Genomic DNA, 13,534 nt, shown 5'->3' with positions numbered 1-13,534 from the left:
AATGGCGTACGAAGAACTCGGCAAGGACGGTCAGATCCGACGTCTGACGGCCGAAGTCGAATCGCCCCTGAAGAAGTTCGTGCCCGCTGCTGTGCCCACCAGCACCTCAGCCCAGGGTGATGACGCCCAGGTTCAGCAGGAGAAGAACACGACCCGCGAGGGAATCCTGGTTCGCCGGGGGCAGATCTGGGAGCGCCTCCACACCCGGCAGAGCAACCGCCACGTCGTCATCGAGTCCGTCGCGGACGGAGAGGCCCAGGTCCGGGACCACTACGGCACGAAGCGCTCCGTCCTCAGCGTCTCCCAGATGCACAGGCATTCCACGGGCTTCCGGCTCGTAGAGCCTGGTGAGCTGAAGTACGGCGTGCCGACGGTCCCCTCGGACGAGACGGCGCGGCGCTGATGCCTCGCACGCGCGAGAGGACCATCGAGGACTACCTCCTCAGCCAGTGCCGGGCGCACGGCTTCCTGTGCCTGAAATTCGTCTCACCGGCCCGCAGGGGAGTACCCGACCGGATCGTCGTTGCCCCCAGCAGCACCGTGTTCGTCGAGGTCAAGCGCCCCGGCGGCCGACTGCGGAAGCTGCAACAGCTCACGCACGCGAAGCTGCGCCGCCACGGGGCCGAGGTCCACGTAGTCGACGACAAGCCGAGCGTCGACGCGTTCATCGCGTACCTCTTTGAGTCCCCATCCGATCAGCGGATATCAGCACCATGGTCCAGAGGCGGCCGGCCGGAGCCAACCGGCACTGCGTGAGACCAGGTTGATATTCCGCTTGCGCCATTCGGCCGATGACCAGCTCGACGAGACACACGCCACCGTCGAGCTGGTCATCGGCCGGGATTACGCCCTGGCCCAGCCTGGCCGTCGCACCCGCACCCGCATCCACCTCGACCGGCTCCGTCCGACCAACACCGGGTACCTGTACATCGCCACGGAGGAGACCTGCCCGTGATCCGTGAAGAGCGCGTCCCACTGGCCGACCTGACGGAAAACCAGCTCGACGCCCTATATGCCCACATTGACTCCCTCACGAACACCCCAGTGCTCCGCACCTGCCTGGTGCCCGGGTGTCTGCGCCAATTCGACGCCATGGCGACGATGGCCGGCTCGCCCATGCGCCCTGAGTGGTCGGGGGAAGGCTGGTGCACGCTCGGCGCGGGCAGCATCTTCCCCGCGGGCGGCCACATCTGCCCCGACCACAAGGACCTCGTCATCAGCCACTGGCCGCGCCGCCTCAAACTGCCGTCCGGCCGTTGGTCCGTGGCCTGCCCGTGCGGCTGGTCCCCCGTCCCGCAGCGCTGGCACCGTCTCCTCGCAGTCCTATGGGAGCAGCACCTCCTCACCGAAAGCGGTGCGCTGCCGGCCGCCCCGCCCGTCACCGACCCCGAACACCGACTCCCCTTGGCCGAACACACCGAGGAGTCCCTCGCAGAGTTGTACGACCGGCTCTGGGACGCCGAAGCCGACGTGCCCGAGCTCCGCAGCCTGGCCCGCGCCTGCTCCGTGGGTTATAGCCTCTCAGTGCCCGCCCTCCTCGGAGCGAAGACCGCCCTCGAAAACCTCCGCACCCGCATCACCCTTGACTCCCGCGACTGGGCCGCCGACAAGCTGGACGCCCTGCTCTGGGCCGTCCTCGTCGGCTGGAACTGCGAAAACCCCGACTCCGACCATGTCCACAACGACGTCGACTGTGCCGGCGGCCAGGCCCTGTGGAGCATCGCCGACCAGCACAACATTCCCACTGACCAGACCATGCAGGTCAGCCAGCACCGCTGGTGGATCGCCAACGCCATCAAGGCCGCACAGCAGATCGAGGGAAACAGCATCGTCACAGAGGATCAGCAACCGCCGCCGCGCGTCTGCTAGCCCCTGCCCTGCATGTGGTGCCAGCGGAGACCTGAGCCGCTACTCGGCCACGAATCCCCGGGCGACGGCCTGGCCCGCACCCTGCAGCTCCTCGCCACCGCCGACGGGCACCCCGATCCGGCTGAGTGGATCGTCACCGGGCCCCTTCTCCAGGTCGTTGAGACAGTCCCCGGCGGGTGACCCCATTTCAAAGAGCGGTATGCCTTTCCTCGGAACACCAGAGCGACGAAATTGTCGCGCTCACGCTTGCTCGACGTGGTCCGTATCGACCGTGGCCAGTTGCGACCGGACGCATGACCGGACCAGCAAGGTCGTCGCCCGCGCCTGTCGGACCTTGATCCGGGAACGCACCCACACCTTCCAACATTGCGCAGCCTTGCGTGCGGACTGCCCCGGCGGCCTCCAGACCCGAACGCTATACGACAAAGCGACCGCTTGGTCGCACCACGCGCACCTGCATGTTGCTTGACCTCACACGACATGGGGCGTCTGACCACCTACCCGAAGAGAAGGGATGACCAGCGACATGACTACGGCTACTGCTCCGTCCCCGATCTCGCTGATGCCGCATCAGCAGCAGATCCACGACTTTCTCGTTGACCATCCCTTCGCCGGTGCTTGGCTCGGCGTGGGGGCCGGCAAGACGCTCACGACCCTCAGCGTCCTGCAGACGGTCCGCCCAATAGGCCACATCCTCGTCGTCGCGCCTGTGGCGATCGCCCGCTCCACCTGGATCGACGAGATCGAGAAGTGGGGCTTCCCCATTCGGACGAAGTCGCTCATCGTCGACGAGAACGACAGGAAGCTCTCCAAGGACAAACGACTGAAGCGCTTCCGGGAGGTCGCCACCGATCCGCCGACGATGTACTTCATCAACCAGGAGCTGCTGACTCAGCAACCCCAGGAGACGAAGCTGATCACGCCGGTGCCGGGCGCAGCGGCTGTCCCGACCATCTCACCGGAGGCGACAGCGATCCTGGGTCTGCTCCAGGCGCGGGGGCCGCTGGACCGAGACGAGGTGATCGACGAGTACCGTGCTCTGGTCGCCGGCAACGCCAACAACCGGGTACCCGCCAAGGTCAAGATCCGTGCCTGGATCCAGGAGTTGCTTAAGTCGACCCTGGTGACGTGGGAAGCCTATGACTGCCGAACCTGCTCCGGCGCAGGCTGCACTCAGTGCCGCTTCGGTCTGGTCGACCAGATGCCGGTCCAGAACATCAATGGCCAGAACACCGTCATCTGGCCCTTCCAGACGGTCATCATCGACGAGTCCCAGGGGTTCAAGTCGCATGACTCGCAGCGCTTCCTGGCTCTGGCAACGGTACGGCCGGCGATGAACCGAGTAATCGAGATGACGGGAACGCCCAGCCCCAACGGTCTCCACGACTTGTGGAGCCAGGTCTACCTGCTCGACCAAGGGCAGACGCTGGGTCAGAACATCACCGCGTACCGCGACCGCTGGTTCACGCCTAAGATGGTGCCCGGCACCACGACGCCGGCGAAGTGGATCCCCACGGCGAACGCCGAGGCTGAGATCCATCACGCCATTTCGCACCTGGTGATGAGCGCGCAGAACACGAACCTGCAGCTCCCGGCGCTCACCATCCAGGACGTCAACGTCACGCTCCCGCCGTACCTGCTCCAGGCCTACAAGGACTTCAAGCGCGACCTGGTCCTGGACATCGTGCAGACCTACACCGACGATGGGAAGCTGACGCAGAGCGTCGAGTCGATCGTTGCCGCGAACCAGGCAGTGCTCACCAGCAAGCTGATGCAGTTCGCCTCGGGCACGCTCTACACCGCGGATCCTGACGACCCGGCCACGAAGGGCCGGTACGAGGTCATCCACGACAAGAAGATCGAGATGACCGAGTATCTGGTGCGGAACAACGGCGGCGAGCCCGTGCTCATCGCCTATCACTTCAAGTCCGACAAGGAGCAGCTGCTCACGCGGCTCCGGAGGGTCGGCACCGACGCGCAGGCCTTCGACGGCTCGCGCGACATGGTCCGCCGGTGGAATGCCAAGCAGATCCAGGTGATGCTGCTCCACCCTGCCGCCGCGGGGCACGGCCTGAACCTGCAGCACGGCGGCTCGACGCTGATCTGGTACACGCTGCCGTTCTCGCTCGAGCACTACCTCCAGACCAACGGCCGGCTCTTCCGCACGGGCCAGACGAAGCCGGTGACCATCCACCGGCTCATCGCCAAGGGCACGCAGGACGAGCGGATGCCCTCGGTGCTCGCAGGCAAGCAGCAGGTCCAGGACGACCTCATCGAGGCCGTCTCCGGGGACTTCAACGCCGAGCAGGCGCTTCTCGCCGCCCTGGAAGAAGAGATCCGAGAGGACCTCAAGGACCTCTGGGCTTCCGAGCGGGTCTAACCCACACCCATCCGACGACGGCCCCGCTCCCGGCGGCCCCCACCCCGCATCCGAAGGGACCGACATGCCCCAGCCCCCGAGTACCACCAGCACCCGTGACCAGGAGCACACCGTGGACGTTGTACGCGTCGTCGTTCGGCTGCGTGGCGAACAGGAGCCGGAGGACCCGACCTACGTAACCTTCGAGCTCGATCTCCTCGGAGCACCGCTACCGCAGGACAGCGATGTGATCTGCCTCGGCAGCTACCACTTCCAGGTGCGAAGCAGGCGCTACCACGTATCGACCGCCCAACACGAGCCCCCGAAGGTGGTGCTTCACGTAGGGATCACGAACCGCCGCCCGGCGGACCTCGTCACTGCTGCGGCACTCACACGAGACCTCAAGGCATACCCCTCAGTCGCTTCGATCCACTGAACAGCTCCGCCCACGGCCCCGCGCCCGGACACCCGTCCCGGCCCGGGGCCGTCCCCGTACCCCGCTGCGCTTTACCGGATAACCCGTACCCATCCGACGACCGCCCGGTTGTGAACCCACAGCCGGGCGGTCACTGCGGCGACCGCTCACTGAACACGCATGATCGAGAAGAGGACTCCCCCATGAAGAAGATCACCGCCCTCCGGTGGAACAAGCACTTCGCGTCACGTTCCGAGGGGTAACAGCGTGCCCCCCCTCGGCTTCGCGCCCTACCGGCGCTGGCCTCGGGGGTCTGGGTCGGCATAGCCGACCCGGGTGCGGGATCGACACCGGAACGGGCCGGGCGTTCGTATGTCCCGCCCGTTCCCCCTTGATGCGTCGGCGTTCACGTTCATGGGCATCCCCGGGTTCCGGTGGTGTCCCCGAGGAAACGCTTTGCTGCCACCGGCCGGACTCGACAACGACGTTGATCGCCGAAGCCCCGAGCAAGACACCGATGAGACCCGTCAATGCACCAGCCGGGACACGTATCGGCCTCTAACCAGACCCCTGACGGCCTCTCACGAGCGCGCCCTGACGACGGGTCTGGCCATGGACACGAAGGAACAGTGCGCCTCCATCCTCTGCGTCAAGGGCAGCGCCTTCCTCTACGTCATGAGGGGGAGGCCAATCGGAGCGGGACGGCCGTGTCCCGGTTCCCCGAGCAGGACCCGATCTTCAAGGACCAGGAGTGATGAAGCACAACAAGACCACAGAGATCGTCGACGCCACGATCCAACTGTTCGCCGAACTCGACGACATGGTGGGCCTGATCTCACGTGTGCTCGCGAAGTTCCCCGCTGAGACGGTGCCCCAGCGGCTCAAGCCGTTCCTCGGCACGCCGCGCGTCGCCTTCGCGCGACCGTCCACGAAAGGCGACGGCGGGATCTTGCTCCAGCTCCAGCGCGGAATGCTGTCCCACGTGCAAGCCCAGGTCCCCGGTGCGTGGCTGATGATGCACCAATCCGAACTGACGGCCGCCCTGCGTGAGATCTACTGGGGCGACAGAGAGCACAGCCTCCGCTGCGAGCTCACCCGACTTGAGAAGTCGATCGGGGACCACAACCGACAGGCTGAGTATCACCGTGCCAAAGCGAGCGACAGTCTTCGAGAACACAACCGTATCGCCGCTAGCATCCGCCGGCTCTCGGCCCGCAAGAGCCGTGTCGCCGAGGGAGACTCCGGTAGCTGACTCGACGGACCCCGCAAGATGTCCCAGCGGGAGCTGGAGGAGTACCTCGAGGCCCTGGTCCACGCAGAAATAGAGGACTGAATCGCCCCGGGTTCCGGCCTGCCTTCAGAGGCTGGGAAAGAGCAAGCTCTTTCAGAGCGACCACTGATCGGGTGACGGGCTGACGCCCCACAACGCACGAGGCGCCTACGCAGAGGGGTGTGCTGCCCTGGCCCGGGCGGCGCGATGACGACAAGACGATGACGACAAGAAGAGGACAACTGCATGAGTCAGGACCTGAGCAGCGAAGAGATCGCCCGCCACCTCACATCGCCGGACGGCAATGACTGGATCGGACGGGCCCAGTACGTGGCGGCCGACGCCGAGGGCCGCGCGGAGATCCGAGGCCTCGTCGCCGACCACATCAAGACCCTGCTCGTCACCGGCATCGGCGGCAGCTTCACCGAAGGCGCCGTCACCGCTGAGAACCTCTGCAACGCGATGCGGCACCTGATGGCCGAGTCCGACCAGGAGGACGAACTGGCGCGCACCGAGGACCCGATCACGGAGAACGCCGGTGCCTGATACCGAACCCGCCACCGCCTGACTGGACCGCAAGCTCGAAGCCGAGTGCATAGCTCTCGGGGCCGCTCGCCAGGTCTGGGCAGACCAGTTCGGCCGCGTCGGTGCCACTGACAACCTCAGTGACCGCGATGGGTAGTTCGAAGACCGTCGACGCGGAAACCAGCGATCAGTCGTCGAACGCTGCTCGCAAGATGGCTGCGACGTCACCATTCCCGGGCGCGCATGGTGCTGCATCAAGTCCGGCCGATTCTTCCAGCAGAACGGCAGCCAAAACTGCCCCGAGTACACCCCCCGAATGGGTCGCCGAGCGGTGTTGCATACGACCTGAGCTGCATAGATAGCGGAAAGTAGCGAGAAGTCCTGGAGGTGCAACTTCATGTAACGGTCTCACGGTGACTGATGTGGGACGCCATACGGGCCGCGCTGACGCCCGAGTTCGTACGTCAGCTGCTCATTCGTTTTCGCCTGGAAACGGTTGCGAAGATCTGTCATGTAGGTGGAGTAGGTGCGCCTGCTGATTTCGAGCGTCCGGGAGATGGCGTCACGGGTGTGGCCCTCACAGAGCATCTGTAGGATGTCACGTTCGATGAGTTCACGATCGGTGGGGGCGCCTGCCGGCACGGGGAACCAGCGGTCCGAGCCTTCCCAGTGCAGCTCGAACTCGTCCCTCAGCCACGCGAGCAGTGCCGGGTCACGGATGACGATGGCGGGCTCCCCGCTGCCCTCGCCCACGCGGCGGTCGGAGATCATTCCCAGTGTGTCGGTGACGATCATGCGAGGGAACCGACGGGAAGCCGTCCTGCTCTCGGAGAATCCGGTCTCGGCTGTCGCCCTTGCGTAGGCAGTCTCAGGATCACGGGTCCGGGCACCCGTCGGATACAAGTTGCGGTAGCGGACGGTCCCTCGGTTCTTCTCCAGGATCGCGACGTCTCTGACGGTCGATGCAGCCATTCGTTCTGCGTGCCTCGGTTGGGTTTGGGACGACCAGACTTCGGTGGAGTTCTCGATCGCGGCGTGGAGGACGTGGTGGGCAGCGGCGGTGCCGGTGACGATCTCAATGCCGCTCGTGGTGGCCGGGGCATTGACGGCGGTCGGGTCCAAGGTGTCCAGCAACTGGGGGATCTGCCTGAGGTGACGAAGTCGTTCCTCGAGTTCGTCAAGTTCCCGGCCAAGCAGCTCGCGCTCGACCTGCCGCAGGTGCCTTGCGCTGGGTCTCCCGGTGAGTGGTTCGGTGAAGACGATGCCGACCCTTCGAAGGGTTTCCAGCCGAGGGTCGTCCGCCCGCACTCCGTCGTCTGCGCGTCGAATCTGCCAGTAGAGCTGCACGTCTTCATCGGAGAGGCTGAGGCTTTCGACCTCGTGCGTCGTTTCGCGGCTTTCGTTCACGGTCCCCCCCTGCCCACTTGCGCAATGCGCCGATGGGCGTCCTTGATTCCTTGCGATCGCCAAGCTGATACGGGAGCCTAACTCTCCGTGAGTTGATGAAGCCATGGAGAATGAGCGGGCAGGACAGAGCGTCAGTGCATGCTGTGTACAGAGTGACTCAACCGAAGGAGATTGCATCATGCGAACCATGATGAGCAGGGTGATACCCAGGCTTGTCGGCGCCGCTGCCCTTGCCGCCTTGGCGGTGGGATCGGAGGTGGTCGTACACGCCGCGGAGCACAGCCCGCAGTCGGTGGTATCCGCGGAGCCGGACTGGGGTGCGCCGATCGCGGCGATGCTGACCGAGTCGGCGACGACCGAAGAGCCTGACTGGGGCTGATCGTCCCGCGGGGTCAACGCCGTGGGCGTGCTAGAGCTTCCGTCCACGGCACGTCTCGCTACATCGCAAGCACCGCACGGCCATGCTGCAACGCCCGCACCTCTCTTCTGGAGGGTTCACGGCGTTGACCGCGCACGCCCGGATGCGCCGCACGCAAGTCTTGGCGGGACGGGATTGAAGAATCCATTTCATCCGCCGCTACGAAACGAGCACAGCTGTGTCCTCCGACGGAGAGAGTTCGTCCCTACGACCCGCTTGAGTCTGTACCACCAGTGCAGCAGTCGACCTACCGCAGGGGTGACGGGGCGGCGTGTTGTGGTTATGCCAGCCCCAGGGTGGCCCCGAGCACTGCAACGGGTGGAGTGCACCTTGACGCTGCCAGCGAACTGGGAGGTCAGAGCGCGCCGCGTGACCTGTAGTTTGCGCATTCAGATCAGATGCTGCACCGAGACAGGGGGAAGAAGCGAAGGTGAAGTCAAGACTAGCGACTAGGCGGGTCAACTCGAGTTCTTCTAGTGCACTTCACGGAAGACCCGATTCATGGCGACGCCCCGTATGCTTCGCAACTCCACGTCGCGTGCCTGCACAGGTCCCTGGTGCATCGGGGCCAGGCTCATGAACGTGAGGCGCCTGACAAGTCCGACGGAACGGCACATTGCTCTGCCAGCACGCATTTGCGGACTCCAGGCAACGCTGATTCGTATAGCAGGACCGATCTGCATTGAGAGCCGCGACACAGGAGAGTCTGGCGGCTTGCAGCCGCCAGCGCTCGTCGGCGTCGTTTGAGCTGGTCACGAACTACCTGGCCCGTGAAGGCCTTCCAGCGGGGGAGACCGTTTACTCCCCTGGTGAGCGACGTGTGGCAGGGGCGATGCGAGATCCCGGCTCCTGCTCTTGCCGTGCGCCGCAGTGAAGAGTAGTTGAGGCTCGCAGCTTCGAGGTAGGCGGTGTGGCCAAAACGCCCCGTGTACCGCAAACCTCCCGGGTCTCGCATATGAAGGAGCGCACTGATGATCCAACCTCACCCAGAAGCGTCCAACTCTGATGAGTTCAAGGGCTTCGACGAAGCCCGGCGCATCATGTGGTGCCATGACGCTCGTGCTCGCGTGTACGAGCGGTTCGAGCAGACGAGCTTCATCGGTGACACGAATATTGCAGCGGTCCACGTCGACAACACCCGCAGGGCAGACCGTGTGTCTCTCGTGGCATTCGACAAGGCCGGCCAGCAGGTCGGCGTCGACACGCTCTACATCGACGAGCCGCATCAACACCTGGACATCGCGCCGGAGTTTGACCACGACTTCACCGGCATGGACGTCATACCCGACTCCCCGCTTAAGCAGGCCATCTCCCGTGAGAACGGCTGGGTCGTCAACATGAAGGTACTGCGCGAGTACGAGCCCTTGGTCGATCGCCGGTCCACGCAGCGCGCGGTGTTCCTGGCACATCTGCAGGACATGATGAAGAACGGCGAGGTCCGCGGATTTCTGTTTGGCCGGGGTGAGTCCGATGACACTGATGCGGCGTGAGAGACCACGGCCTCGCGCCTCAGACGACCCCGTCGGCCAGACTGCCGGCGGGGTCGTCTGATCTCTGACGCCGTTACAGTGCCGCATTCTCGCAACAGGGGGAGGGGATCAGCTGCGCTGATCCGGGCGTCGAACCCGGGCCGAGCGCTTTGCGGGGAGACATGCCGTGGACCGGCTCACGCCGGTCCCGGGTGACGCCTCGCGGTGAGCCCTACGGGGCCACGCAGTTCGTCTTCGGCACCTTCGACGTCCAGGAGCAGCAACCATGAGTAAACCGCTGAGTATGGAGGGCCTCACGGTCAAGTTCCACAGCAGTCGTGTCGGCGTCCACCGCGGCGAGACCACGATCTGGCAGGCCCCTGAGGAAAGACTCTACCGCGTCGTCCAGAGTCTGGACCCGGCCGAGTTCGAGATCGCGACCCTCGTCCCCACCGGGTGGGTCACGCTTCTGGCCCTGCACAAAGAAGCAGACGGCATCGCCGACCAGGATGAAGCGATGAACCGCTGGCTGGACATCCAGAACCATCCCCCGACCTCGAGCAGCGACTCGGTGCCAGCGTCGAGGATCGAAGCATGACCGCCTCCGCCGATTCCGGGCTCACGCTGGACGATGTCCTCGATCTGGGCACAGCGCTCGATCTCGTCGATGCGAAGATCGAGCTGCTCAGTGAGTACAAGCTCGAATACCTGCAGGACTACGCGCCGGATGACATCCGGTCCATGAACGACGAGGTCGAGCAGCTGCAGCAGCTGCGCACGCGACTGATGGACGTGCAGGCCCGCCGGGAAGCAGAGTCCTCCGCCTGAGAAGACGACGATGCCCTGACCGCCTCGTGGCGTTCAGGGCATCGAATCAGGCTCGGTAGGCGGCAGTGCCACCCTGCCGGGTCGTCACACCGGCGGGATGAGCAGCGAGGCCCCCGCGTAGATGAGATCCGGATTCTGGATCTTGTTCGTCTCGACCAGGATGCCGATCGGCACCCCCGTCGTCCCCGAGATCGCGGTGAGCGTATCGCCTGGCCTGATGGTGTACGGCGTTGCCTTCGGCGCTGGCTTCGCCTCGGCCGGTGCGCCCGATCCGTTGGGCTTGTCCTCGTCGCCGCGACCCGGCGTCGGATCCTGACTCGCCCCGTTCTCGTGCTGCTTCCCCGTGCCGCCCTCGCTCGACTGCTGGGCGCTGCCGTCTCCGGCGTTCTTCTCGCCGGGATTCACCGGTGCCTCGACCGGGGCGTGATGGCCCTGCAGTGCCTGGATGAAGCCGCCGTCGGATGTCGCGAGCTGCATCAGGCCCCATCCGGTGAAGAGCGCCGCTCCGCCCACCATGACGCTGGCGGCGATGACGGGCCCGTTGCCGAAGCCCATCGGGCCGGCGTGACCCCCGGCAGCTGCTCTCGTCTGCGCCGACGGCTTCAACGCCGTCCCCACTGGCCTCTGAATCGTAGCCGCCATCCCTCTCCCCACTCCTCTGTGAATAGCACGTATAGCCATTCATGCCCGGCATTGGCATTCTACTCATAGTCGAACCAAAGTTGATAGAATGGGAGATTGAATGGCAGTCCGAATCCTGTCCGATAGCCCCCTCAATGGATCCCTGAGTCACTGACCGCCAGACCGAACGAAGGAACCGCATCACCATGGCCAGCTACTCCATCTCCGCCAGGAAGATCGCCGAGGGCAAGAACGTCTTCATCCGCGGGAAGCTCGGCTTCGCCGTACTCGCCCGCCTCATCGAAGGCGCGGAGCTCGTTGCCAGCGACCAGCGTAAGACGAAGAACGGCATGAGCCCCGTCGGCAAGCCGCACACCACCGCGACGATCATTCACGCCGAGGTCCAGTTCGCCGATCCGAGCAACCCCACGCTCGAAGAGCAGTTCGTCTCCGAGCGCCGCTACGACTCTTCGAAGCATCCCGAAACCGGACCCAACTACTCCATCGACTCCAAGGGCAGTACCCTGCCGGTCATCGCGATCCCTTCTTCGAAGGGCGACGGCACCTACGACCAGGACGAGTCCGGCCAGGAGCTCGCGCAGGGCCTCGATGTCACGCTTGTGCTGCGCACCTACAAGCCGAAGAACTTCGAAAACCGCGGCCTGGCCCTCGAACAGGTGATCGTCCACGAGGCGCCGCGCTACTACAATGCCGGCGGCATCGACCAGGCTGAGCTGGCTGCGCGTGGCATCGTGCTCAACGACACGCCGCGCCCCGTTCGGGCCACTCCTGCCCCTGCCGCCGCCGTCCCCGTGGCGACCGAGGTGGAAGACGGCCTGTCCTTCCCGGCCCCGCAGCCGGCGTCCGCACCTGTGGCCGTGACCGCGCAGTCTCCGGTTCAGGCTCAGGCCCCGGCGACCGCCGTGGCTGCGCCCGTCGCTGCCCCTCCGGCTCCGGTTGCTGTTGCGGCCGCAGCTCCTGCTCCGGCTTCTGCCCGGCAGGAGACTCTGGAGCAGAAGCTCGCGCGCCTGGAGGCCGAGAACGCCTCCCTCAAGGACGCCGGTTCGGCGGTGGGCTCGCCCGTGGCCACCGGCCCCTGGAACGGCTCCGGCCCGGCGCAGCAGGCGGGGATCACCTACCAGGGCTGATCCACGCTGACCATCGATGAGACCCCCCGTGCTCGCATCCGTGCAGTGCGGGGGTCCTGTCTTTTTCTTCCACGCCTGACGCCTCCGATCGAAAGCGTGCGTCCCACGATGACTCCAGCCGACCCCCATGCCTGGTTCCCGCAGTTCTACGGCAACCCCGCGATCCGTACCCTCGCCAGTGCCTGTCGGTGGACCATCTCCGGACGGATAGGGGAAGAGACCCCTGACGATCCAGCCAGGCCTCCGAAGCGCAAGGCCCCGATCGACGTACGGCACCTGCTCGCCGGCTGCACCTCTAGCTGCAAGCACGTCGGCCCACTACGCGGAGCCTTCGCCCTGGATGAGACCTGCCTGCTCACCCTCGATGAACTCACCGCAGCGATACCGGACGCCGCGAACACCGCCTTCTACCTCCAAGCCCAGACTGACGGGCTGCTCGTCCTCGATATCGAGGCAGACTGCCCGCCAGGCGTGGCCACAGACCTGCTGCGGCTGCCGGGCGTCCTCTACTCGGAGCTGTCGATGTCCGGGCAGGGCTTCCATCTCGTCATGCCGCTGCCGGAGAACTTCCATGACTTCCCCGTGGCAGCCGGCAAGCGCGTCCTGCGTGAGGAACACGGCTGGTACGAGCTGCTCCTGGACCACTGGTCGACCTTCACCCGCCAGCCGGTGCCCGATCGCATCGTCGCTCACGTCAACACAGCAACTAGCGCGCTGGCTTTCGCCTCCATCGAGGACCTCTACGCACAGCTGGCCGTGAACGCCATCGAGAGCTCCGGTGCTTCGGCATCAGATGTCGACACCGCCGAGGACATGCCCGACATCCCGTACTCGCAGGTGATCGTCGAGCAGACCCTGGCCAGCGCACGCCATCAGCTCCGGGATCCCGGCGACTTCAACCACGACATGTCCCGCTGGGAGTTCTCGGTTCTCGCGTCGCTCTACGGCTGGATGCGGACACAACTGCGCGCCTACAGCGCCCTCGGCGTCGAGTACTCGACGGGCGACACCGCGTGGTTGCTCTACAAGGCGGCGGTCGATGTCATCCCTGCGCGCCCCAAACACAGCGAGCGGCGCAACGGCCGGCCCTTCCTCCTCGACCGGGCGGCTGCGCTCGTGGCCGACCGCGAGGCCCGTTCCTCGTCGACCAACTGACGCTCTGTGCCTGTTCCTGCTTCTGCTTCTGCTCCTGGTTCATCTGCTGC

Annotated in this window: 17 protein-coding genes; 14 read left to right on the top strand and 3 right to left on the bottom strand. The window is 65.4% G+C overall.

Features of this window, described 5'->3' with window-relative positions:
- Nucleotide 1: 1 nt before the first annotated feature.
- From V1460_RS25350 to V1460_RS25335, 4 genes are read left to right on the top strand one after another with little or no spacing between them, the layout of a single operon-like run.
- Nucleotides 2-403 carry a hypothetical protein gene (locus V1460_RS25350; protein WP_338675920.1) on the top strand — a complete coding sequence of 134 codons (402 nt, stop codon included), beginning with the start codon at nucleotides 2-4 and terminating at the stop codon, nucleotides 401-403.
- A complete protein-coding gene (locus V1460_RS25345) occupies nucleotides 403-756 on the top strand; it encodes a VRR-NUC domain-containing protein (protein WP_338675919.1) in 354 nt (117 codons plus the stop codon). The genes V1460_RS25350 and V1460_RS25345 overlap by 1 nt, the downstream gene beginning before the upstream one ends.
- 19 nt (nucleotides 757-775) lie before the next feature.
- On the top strand, nucleotides 776-955 hold the full coding sequence (locus V1460_RS25340; protein WP_338675918.1) for a hypothetical protein: 180 nt from the start codon (nucleotides 776-778) through the stop codon (nucleotides 953-955).
- Nucleotides 952-1,869: a hypothetical protein gene (locus tag V1460_RS25335; protein ID WP_338675917.1), complete on the top strand. Its 918-nt coding sequence runs from the start codon at nucleotides 952-954 to the stop codon at nucleotides 1,867-1,869. Before V1460_RS25340 ends, V1460_RS25335 begins: the two co-directional genes overlap by 4 nt.
- Nucleotides 1,870-1,908: 39 nt before the next feature.
- Here V1460_RS25335 and V1460_RS25330 read toward each other — a convergent pair whose 3' ends face one another.
- Nucleotides 1,909-2,055, bottom strand: coding sequence for a hypothetical protein (locus V1460_RS25330; RefSeq protein WP_338675916.1), 147 nt, complete (start codon nucleotides 2,053-2,055; stop codon nucleotides 1,909-1,911).
- A gap of 340 nt (nucleotides 2,056-2,395) precedes the next feature.
- Here V1460_RS25330 and V1460_RS25325 point away from each other — a divergent pair, with 340 nt between their 5' ends.
- From V1460_RS25325 to V1460_RS25310, 4 genes are all read left to right on the top strand, one after another.
- Nucleotides 2,396-4,249 carry a DEAD/DEAH box helicase gene (locus V1460_RS25325; RefSeq protein ID WP_338675915.1) on the top strand — a complete coding sequence of 618 codons (1,854 nt, stop codon included), beginning with the start codon at nucleotides 2,396-2,398 and terminating at the stop codon, nucleotides 4,247-4,249.
- Between the two features lie 64 nt (nucleotides 4,250-4,313).
- On the top strand, nucleotides 4,314-4,664 hold the full coding sequence (locus V1460_RS25320) for a hypothetical protein (protein ID WP_338675914.1): 351 nt from the start codon (nucleotides 4,314-4,316) through the stop codon (nucleotides 4,662-4,664).
- A gap of 733 nt (nucleotides 4,665-5,397) precedes the next feature.
- Nucleotides 5,398-5,895 carry a hypothetical protein gene (locus V1460_RS25315; RefSeq protein ID WP_338675913.1) on the top strand — a complete coding sequence of 166 codons (498 nt, stop codon included), beginning with the start codon at nucleotides 5,398-5,400 and terminating at the stop codon, nucleotides 5,893-5,895.
- A 264-nt stretch (nucleotides 5,896-6,159) separates the two neighbouring features.
- Nucleotides 6,160-6,459, top strand: a complete 300-nt coding sequence (locus tag V1460_RS25310) for a hypothetical protein (protein WP_338675912.1) — start codon at nucleotides 6,160-6,162, stop codon at nucleotides 6,457-6,459.
- A gap of 387 nt (nucleotides 6,460-6,846) precedes the next feature.
- On the opposite strand, the gene V1460_RS25305 is transcribed toward V1460_RS25310, so the two are convergent.
- A complete protein-coding gene (locus V1460_RS25305) occupies nucleotides 6,847-7,908 on the bottom strand; it encodes a LuxR C-terminal-related transcriptional regulator (RefSeq protein WP_338675911.1) in 1,062 nt (353 codons plus the stop codon).
- Between the two features lie 115 nt (nucleotides 7,909-8,023).
- On the opposite strand from V1460_RS25305, the gene V1460_RS25300 reads away from it, so the two are divergent.
- The 4 genes from V1460_RS25300 (at nucleotide 8,024) to V1460_RS25285 (ending at nucleotide 10,560) form a co-directional block, all read left to right on the top strand.
- On the top strand, nucleotides 8,024-8,224 hold the full coding sequence (locus tag V1460_RS25300) for a hypothetical protein (RefSeq protein WP_338675910.1): 201 nt from the start codon (nucleotides 8,024-8,026) through the stop codon (nucleotides 8,222-8,224).
- Nucleotides 8,225-9,234: 1,010 nt separating this feature from the next.
- Nucleotides 9,235-9,753 carry a hypothetical protein gene (locus V1460_RS25295; protein ID WP_338675909.1) on the top strand — a complete coding sequence of 173 codons (519 nt, stop codon included), beginning with the start codon at nucleotides 9,235-9,237 and terminating at the stop codon, nucleotides 9,751-9,753.
- Nucleotides 9,754-10,018: 265 nt separating this feature from the next.
- Nucleotides 10,019-10,330, top strand: coding sequence for a hypothetical protein (locus V1460_RS25290; RefSeq protein ID WP_338675908.1), 312 nt, complete (start codon nucleotides 10,019-10,021; stop codon nucleotides 10,328-10,330).
- Nucleotides 10,327-10,560, top strand: a complete 234-nt coding sequence (locus tag V1460_RS25285; protein WP_338675907.1) for a hypothetical protein — start codon at nucleotides 10,327-10,329, stop codon at nucleotides 10,558-10,560. The genes V1460_RS25290 and V1460_RS25285 overlap by 4 nt, the downstream gene beginning before the upstream one ends.
- Before the next feature lie 84 nt (nucleotides 10,561-10,644).
- Here the strand turns inward: V1460_RS25285 and V1460_RS25280 are convergent, their stop codons facing one another.
- Entirely contained in the window at nucleotides 10,645-11,115 is a 471-nt protein-coding gene (locus V1460_RS25280) for a LysM peptidoglycan-binding domain-containing protein (RefSeq protein ID WP_338675906.1), read from the bottom strand.
- Between the two features lie 272 nt (nucleotides 11,116-11,387).
- On the opposite strand from V1460_RS25280, the gene V1460_RS25275 reads away from it, so the two are divergent.
- Both V1460_RS25275 and V1460_RS25270 read left to right on the top strand, forming a co-directional pair.
- Complete coding sequence (locus tag V1460_RS25275; protein WP_338675905.1) at nucleotides 11,388-12,329, top strand: hypothetical protein; 942 nt, start codon at nucleotides 11,388-11,390, stop codon at nucleotides 12,327-12,329.
- 96 nt (nucleotides 12,330-12,425) lie between these two features.
- Nucleotides 12,426-13,484 (top strand): hypothetical protein, encoded by a 1,059-nt coding sequence (locus V1460_RS25270; protein ID WP_338675904.1) that lies wholly within the window; start codon nucleotides 12,426-12,428, stop codon nucleotides 13,482-13,484.
- Nucleotides 13,485-13,534 lie beyond the last annotated feature (50 nt).

Source organism: Streptomyces sp. SCSIO 30461 (genome assembly GCF_037023745.1).
Classification (GTDB): Bacteria; Actinomycetota; Actinomycetes; order Streptomycetales; family Streptomycetaceae; genus Streptomyces.
The sequence above is the reverse complement of the archived record's forward strand: the minus strand, read 5'-3'. Positions and strand labels throughout refer to the sequence as shown.

Bases quoted from the DNA above. Each gene is read 5' to 3' on its own strand.
- V1460_RS25290 (WP_338675908.1), top strand. From the start codon at position 10,019: ATGAGTAAACCGCTGAGTATGGAGGGCCTCACGGTCAAGTTCCACAGC.
- V1460_RS25350 (WP_338675920.1), top strand. From the start codon at position 2: ATGGCGTACGAAGAACTCGGCAAGGACGGTCAGATCCGACGTCTGACG.
- V1460_RS25295 (WP_338675909.1), top strand. From the start codon at position 9,235: ATGATCCAACCTCACCCAGAAGCGTCCAACTCTGATGAGTTCAAGGGC.
- V1460_RS25310 (WP_338675912.1), top strand. From the start codon at position 6,160: ATGAGTCAGGACCTGAGCAGCGAAGAGATCGCCCGCCACCTCACATCG.
- V1460_RS25300 (WP_338675910.1), top strand. From the start codon at position 8,024: ATGCGAACCATGATGAGCAGGGTGATACCCAGGCTTGTCGGCGCCGCT.
- V1460_RS25345 (WP_338675919.1), top strand. From the start codon at position 403: ATGCCTCGCACGCGCGAGAGGACCATCGAGGACTACCTCCTCAGCCAG.
- V1460_RS25320 (WP_338675914.1), top strand. From the start codon at position 4,314: ATGCCCCAGCCCCCGAGTACCACCAGCACCCGTGACCAGGAGCACACC.
- V1460_RS25275 (WP_338675905.1), top strand. From the start codon at position 11,388: ATGGCCAGCTACTCCATCTCCGCCAGGAAGATCGCCGAGGGCAAGAAC.
- V1460_RS25315 (WP_338675913.1), top strand. From the start codon at position 5,398: ATGAAGCACAACAAGACCACAGAGATCGTCGACGCCACGATCCAACTG.
- V1460_RS25280 (WP_338675906.1), bottom strand. From the start codon at position 11,115: ATGGGCTTCGGCAACGGGCCCGTCATCGCCGCCAGCGTCATGGTGGGC.
- V1460_RS25285 (WP_338675907.1), top strand. From the start codon at position 10,327: ATGACCGCCTCCGCCGATTCCGGGCTCACGCTGGACGATGTCCTCGAT.
- V1460_RS25330 (WP_338675916.1), bottom strand. From the start codon at position 2,055: ATGGGGTCACCCGCCGGGGACTGTCTCAACGACCTGGAGAAGGGGCCC.
- V1460_RS25325 (WP_338675915.1), top strand. From the start codon at position 2,396: ATGACTACGGCTACTGCTCCGTCCCCGATCTCGCTGATGCCGCATCAG.